At 69.7% G+C, this 5,625-nt stretch carries 5 protein-coding genes; 4 read left to right on the top strand and 1 reads right to left on the bottom strand.

The window, feature by feature from the left end:
* Positions 1 to 1,271, top strand: a 1,271-nt coding sequence (locus RMO85_RS06310; protein WP_310527608.1) for a pitrilysin family protein, incomplete at its 5' end; no start/stop codon positions are given.
* A 469-nt stretch (positions 1,272 to 1,740) separates the two neighbouring features.
* On the top strand, positions 1,741 to 2,496 hold the full coding sequence (locus RMO85_RS06305; protein ID WP_310527603.1) for a hypothetical protein: 756 nt from the start codon (positions 1,741 to 1,743) through the stop codon (positions 2,494 to 2,496).
* A 103-nt stretch (positions 2,497 to 2,599) separates the two neighbouring features.
* On the opposite strand, the gene RMO85_RS06300 is transcribed toward RMO85_RS06305, so the two are convergent.
* On the bottom strand, positions 2,600 to 3,115 hold the full coding sequence (locus RMO85_RS06300) for a class I SAM-dependent methyltransferase (protein WP_310527597.1): 516 nt from the start codon (positions 3,113 to 3,115) through the stop codon (positions 2,600 to 2,602).
* A 77-nt stretch (positions 3,116 to 3,192) separates the two neighbouring features.
* Between RMO85_RS06300 and dapB the strand changes: the two genes are divergently transcribed.
* Both dapB and RMO85_RS06290 read left to right on the top strand, forming a co-directional pair.
* Positions 3,193 to 3,954 carry a 4-hydroxy-tetrahydrodipicolinate reductase gene (dapB, locus tag RMO85_RS06295; RefSeq protein WP_310527595.1) on the top strand — a complete coding sequence of 254 codons (762 nt, stop codon included), beginning with the start codon at positions 3,193 to 3,195 and terminating at the stop codon, positions 3,952 to 3,954.
* 132 nt (positions 3,955 to 4,086) lie between these two features.
* The coding region (locus tag RMO85_RS06290) for a M4 family metallopeptidase (protein WP_310527592.1) at positions 4,087 to 5,625 on the top strand (1,539 nt) is incomplete at its 3' end.

Raw genomic sequence — 5,625 nt, 5'->3', positions numbered from 1 at the left:
CCGTCAAGGACGCCGACGGCCAGGTGACGTCCCGCATTCGGCGTACGGTCCTGCCCGGCGGCCTGCGAGTCGTCACCGAGCAGATGGCCGGTGCCCGCTCCGCGAGCATCGGGGTGTGGGTCAACGTCGGTTCACGCGACGAGACCCCGGCCCTGCACGGCTGCTCGCACTGCCTCGAGCACCTGCTCTTCAAGGGCACCCGCGAGCGCTCTGCGCTCGACATCTCGGTGGCGCTGGACGCGGTCGGCGGCGAGTTCAACGCCTTCACCGCGAAGGAGTACACCTGCTTCCACGCGCGCGTGCTCGACGACGACCTGCCGCTCGCGGTCGACGTGCTCGGCGACATGATCACCAGCTCCCTGATCACCACCGCCGACGTCGAGGCCGAGCGCGACGTGATCCTCGACGAGATCGCCATGCACGACGACGACCCCGACGACGTCGTCCACAACCTCTTCGCCCACCAGGCCTTCGGCGACTCCCCACTGGGGCGCCCGATCGCCGGCACCGTGGGCTCCATCACCTCGATGACCCGCGAGCAGGTCCTCCGGTTCTTTCGCCGCCACTACCGCGCCGACAACATGGTGGTCTCGGTCGCGGGCAACCTCGACCATGCCAAGGTCGTCCGCGACGTACGCCGCGCCTTCGCGCGCCAGGACTTCCTCGGCGGCACCTCGGTCCCCGTCGAGCCACGCAACTCCACCAAGGCGCGCGCTGTGTCGCCGGGGGAGTCACGCACCAAGCGCCCCTTCGAGCAGGTCAACGTCGTGCTCGGGATGAAGGGACTGACCCGCACCGACGAGCGCCGCTACGCCCTCGGCATCCTCAACACCGCACTCGGTGGCGGCACCTCCTCGCGGCTCTTCCAGGAGGTCCGCGAGCACCGCGGGCTGGCCTACTCGGTCTACTCTTTCGCCTCGCACCACGCCGACGCCGGACTCGTCGGTGTCGCGGTGGGGTGCCTGCCCGGCAAGCTGGACGACGTCCTCGCCACCGTGCGCGCGGAGCTCGCCAAGGTGGCGGCCGACGGCATCACCGCCGACGAGCTGGCCCGCGGCAAGGGCCAGCTCCGCGGTGGGCTCGTGCTCGGGCTGGAGGACTCCGGCTCCCGGATGTCGCGGCTCGGCAAGGCGGAGCTCGTCTACGACGACTTCCTCTCGATCGACGACGTGATCGCGCGGATCGAGGGGGTCACGCTCGACGAGGTCCGCTCGGTGGCGGCTGCACTGTTCGCGCAGCCGGAGGTCCTGGCCATCGTCGGCCCCGCCTGACGCTGCTCCTGGCTGGGCCGCATGGGGCGCGCGCGAACTGGCGGCGCCCGACATGTGAATCGGCGAAATGCACGTCGGGGCCCGCCAGTTGATGCCGCGGCCGACCTTTGCTGCGAGGACCGATGTCGTACGCCGCCAGTTGATGCTGCGCGGCTGGGTGACTCGTGTGCCTCAACGCGTCCCCAGGTTGGGCCGGGAATCCCTCATCCACAGGCGTGGCGAGACACCTGCCACCGACGTCGGTGGCCGGGCCGACGCTGGCGGGATGACTGATCTCGCAGTGAATGCCGTCCGTGGCTGCCCCAGGAGGGTGTGCTTCCAGCCAGTGACGAGGGGTGTCCATCGTCGTCGGCTCGACGGTGGGGAGTCCGAGGATGAGTGGCGGGCGGACTTGGCCGGTTGGCAACTCCTGCTGACCAGACACGGGTGCTTCACCGCGCTCACGGCGGCCCGGATTCGAGGATGGGCGTTGCCGCCGTTGCCCGCCGAGACGCCCGTCCTCGTCGCGATGCAGTTGGACGACCCCCGCCCCTTGCGAGCAGGCATCCGGACCAGTCGGCACCCTGAACCGATACCCCACGACGTGGTCGCCGGGCTCCGGTGTGCCGCGCCGGCCGAGGTCGTGCTGGCCTGCGCACGGTGGCTTTCGTTCATCGACCTGGTGGTCCTGATCGACAGCGCCGTGCATGCAGGAGACGTGACTCTGCAGGAGCTGAAAGCCGTGTGTACGCCGCATCGTCGGGGAAGACGCGCCTTGCTGGCCGCGCTTGGGTGGGCCGACGGACGGGCCGAGTCGCCCTGGGAGACGCTGCTCCGGATCCTGCACGTGGTGCTCGGGATCGATGTGGAGCCGCAGGTCGAGATCTGGGACGAGCACGGTGAGTTCATCGCCCGCGCGGACCTCCACTTGACGAGCACGAACTCACTCCACGAGTTCGACGGCGGACATCACCGCGATCCCGAGCAGCACCGCGACGACCTCCGGAGGGAGCGGCGCCTCGATGTGGGTGGATACGTGCGCCGCGGATACACCGCCTCCGACGTCGTGCAGCGGCCACTCGGCGTACTCCGCGATGCCGACCACGCCGTCGGTCGAGACCACGACCCGGCGCGCATCCGACCGTGGCTGGCGTTGTTGCGGCTGTCGCTGTACACACCGTCGGGTCGGGCCGCGTTCCTGAAGCGAGTCACGGTCCGCACAGCAACTGGCGGGAAACGACAGTGAGATCGACGAAACACATGTCGGGCGCCGCCAGTTCGCGGGCGCCACGCGGACATGTCGGGCGCCGCCAGTTCGTGGACGCAGATCGGCGTACGCCGCAGGCGGGTCAGCGCCTGCCGATGATCCCGATCACGGCGGGGGCCTTCTGCTCCACCACGGACACCCGGAAGCCGCTGCGGACAAGGGCCTCGGAGGTCTTCTTCACGATGTTGGGCACGAGTTCGGGGCGGCCGGCCTCGTAGAAGAGGTAGACGGCGCCGCCGGGGACGACCCGCTCGTGGAGCAGGGCCATCTCGTCGTCGCAGCGGCGGACCCAGAAGAGGTTGACGTTGAACGCAAACACCTTCGTGAGCCGCTTCACGGGGACGCGCAGAGTGGCGAGGTCGATCTGGCGCACGACGAGCCGCCCGGCATCGACGGACTTCTGGTTGCGGCGCTTGGTCCGGTCGACGCCCGACTCGGAGCGGTCGATGGCGAAGAGCTTGCCTGTCTCGAGCTTGCCGCAGATCAGCTCCGCGCCGGCGCCCGGTCCGCACCCGATTTCGAGCACCTGATCGTTGGGCTGGACGTCCATGAGCTCCACTGCCCATCGGATGCGCGGCGGGATCGTCTGAACTGGCATGGCCACAGCCTGCCACTTCCTGGTTCACGCGTCAGGCACCGCCACCCAGCGATCAGTCATCGCAGTAGGTTGAGCCCGTGAGCGAACAGTTCAAGGTCGGGGTCCTGGGTGCGCGCGGCAAGGTCGGCGCGGAGATCTGCCGAGCCGTCGAGGCGGCCCCGGACCTCGCGTTGGTCGCGCAGATCGACGCCGGTGACGACATCGGCGAGCTCGTCAGCAGTGGGGCGCAGGCGGTCGTCGACTTCACCCACCCCGACGTGGTGATGGCCAACCTCGAGTTCTGCATCGAGCACCGCATCCACGCCGTCGTCGGCACCACCGGCTTCGACGACGAGCGCCTCGAACAGCTCAAGCAGTGGCTCCATGACGCCAAGGAGACCGGCGTCCTGGTCGCCCCCAACTTCTCCATCGGCGCCATCTTGATGATGCGCTTCGCCGCACAGGCGGCGCCCTTCTTCGAGTCCGTCGAGGTCGTCGAGCTGCATCATCCGGACAAGGCCGACGCTCCGTCCGGTACGGCGCGGCGTACCGCCGAGCTCATCGCGCAGGCTCGTCGTCAGGCCGGCAGCGCGCCGATGCCGGACGCCACCTCCACGGGGCTCGCCGGCGCGCGTGGTGCGGTTGTCGACGGGGTCCGGGTCCACGGCCTGCGGATCCGCGGACTCGTGGCGCACCAGGAGGTCATCCTCGGGGGCGTGGGGGAGACCCTCACGATCCGCCACGATTCGCTCGACCGGGCCTCCTTCGCGCCCGGCGTCCTGACCGGCCTGCGTCAGATCGCGAGCCACCCGGGCCTCACGGTCGGTCTGGAGCACTTCCTCCCGCTCGACCGGGCGTAACGCGCGGCCGCCGCTGACGTTGTGCAGGTTCGTGCGATGCGAAGGCCTGCACCGCGCCAGACCTGTCGGTGAGCAGCCGCGTGCTGACACGGTGGTCTGAATCGAACTCGGGATCGAAAGGACTACGTCTACATGCGTACCCCCATCAGCCTGGCCTCCTTGGCCGCCGCAGCGCTCGGACTTGCCGGCCTCGCCGTCACCGGTGCCACAGCCGACGCAGCATCATCGGGCGACAGCGCCATTGCCGCCCTGAGACAGCACCCGGGCGTCGCCCGTGCCGCCACGGGTCAGGCCTTCGTCGAGCGCGGCAGCATCGTGGACGCCAACGGCACCACCCACACCCGCGTCGACCGCACCTTCCACGGCCTGCCGGTCATCGGTGGCGACCTGGTCGTCCACCAGGGTCCGGACGGCGCTCTGGTGGCCGCCAGCCAGACGCTCGCGGCGCCCCTGACGCTCGCGACGACGCCCGCGATCACCCCCACCAGGGCGATCACCAGCGCGCTCGCCCCCTCGCAGGTCACCGACGCGATCACGGGCGACCGCGACGTCAGCGGCAGGACGCTCGTCGTCGACGCCATCGGCGCCGCGCCGCGGCTCGCCTGGGAGATCGTCACCAGCGGCGTCCAGGCCGACGGCACGCCCAGTCGCCTCGCGACGTACGTCGACGCGAAGTCCGGCAAGGTCCTGCGCAGCGAGCAGCAGGTGGTCAATGTGGACGGCCAGGGCCAGTCGCTCTACTCCGGAGCGGTTCCGCTGCAGGTGGCGCAGTCCGGTTCGGCGTACCAGCTCAAGGACGCGACGCGTGGCGGGACCTACACGACCGACATGAACAACGCGACCGACTCGGTCCTGTGCCAGATCTTCGGGTCCGGCTGCAAGGCGGGCACGACGTTCTCCTCGCCGGACACGGTGTTCGGCAGCGGGACGACGGCCAACCGCGAGTCGGCCGGTGTGGACGCGCAGTACGGCACCAACGTGACCTGGGACTACTTCAAGGCAGTCCACGGCCGCAACGGCATCTTCGGCAACGGCACCGGCTCCTTCAACCGCGTCCACTACGGCAAGAACTACGTCAACGCCTTCTGGGACGGCACGAAGATGACGTACGGCGACGGCGACGGCGTGGACTTCGGGCCGCTGGTCTCCCTCGACGTGACCGGGCACGAGATGACGCACGGGGTCACGGAGAACACCGCGGGGCTGACCTACTCCGGCGAGTCGGGTGGTCTCAACGAGTCCACCTCGGACATCTTCGGCACGCTGGTCGAGTTCAGCGCGGCCAACGCCAACGACCCGGGCGACTACCTCATCGGCGAGGAGTTCGACCTCAAGAAGCACGTCGGCTTCCGGCGGATGGACAACCCGATCGCCGACGGCAGCTCGCCGAACTGCTGGAGCACGGGCACCCAGGCCCTCGACGTCCACTACTCCTCGGGCGTGGGCAACCACTTCTTCTACCTGCTCGCCGAGGGCTCGGGCGCCAAGACGATCGGTGGCGTGGCCCACAACTCGCCGACGTGCAACGGCTCGACCGTCACCGGCATCGGCCGCGATGCGGCCGCGAAGATCTGGTACCGCGCCCTGACGGTCTACATGACCTCGGGCACCACCTACGCCCAGGCGCGGACCGCCACGCTCGACGCGGCGCGTGACCTGTACGGCGCCGGC

Source organism: Nocardioides sp. (genome assembly GCF_031422975.1).
In the GTDB taxonomy this organism is placed as follows: Bacteria; Actinomycetota; Actinomycetes; order Propionibacteriales; family Nocardioidaceae; genus Nocardioides.
The sequence above is the reverse complement of the archived record's forward strand: the minus strand, read 5'-3'. Positions and strand labels throughout refer to the sequence as shown.

Coding starts and splice junctions, on each gene's coding strand:
- RMO85_RS06300 (WP_310527597.1), bottom strand. CDS start 3,115: ATGCCAGTTCAGACGATCCCGCCGCGCATCCGATGGGCAGTGGAGCTC.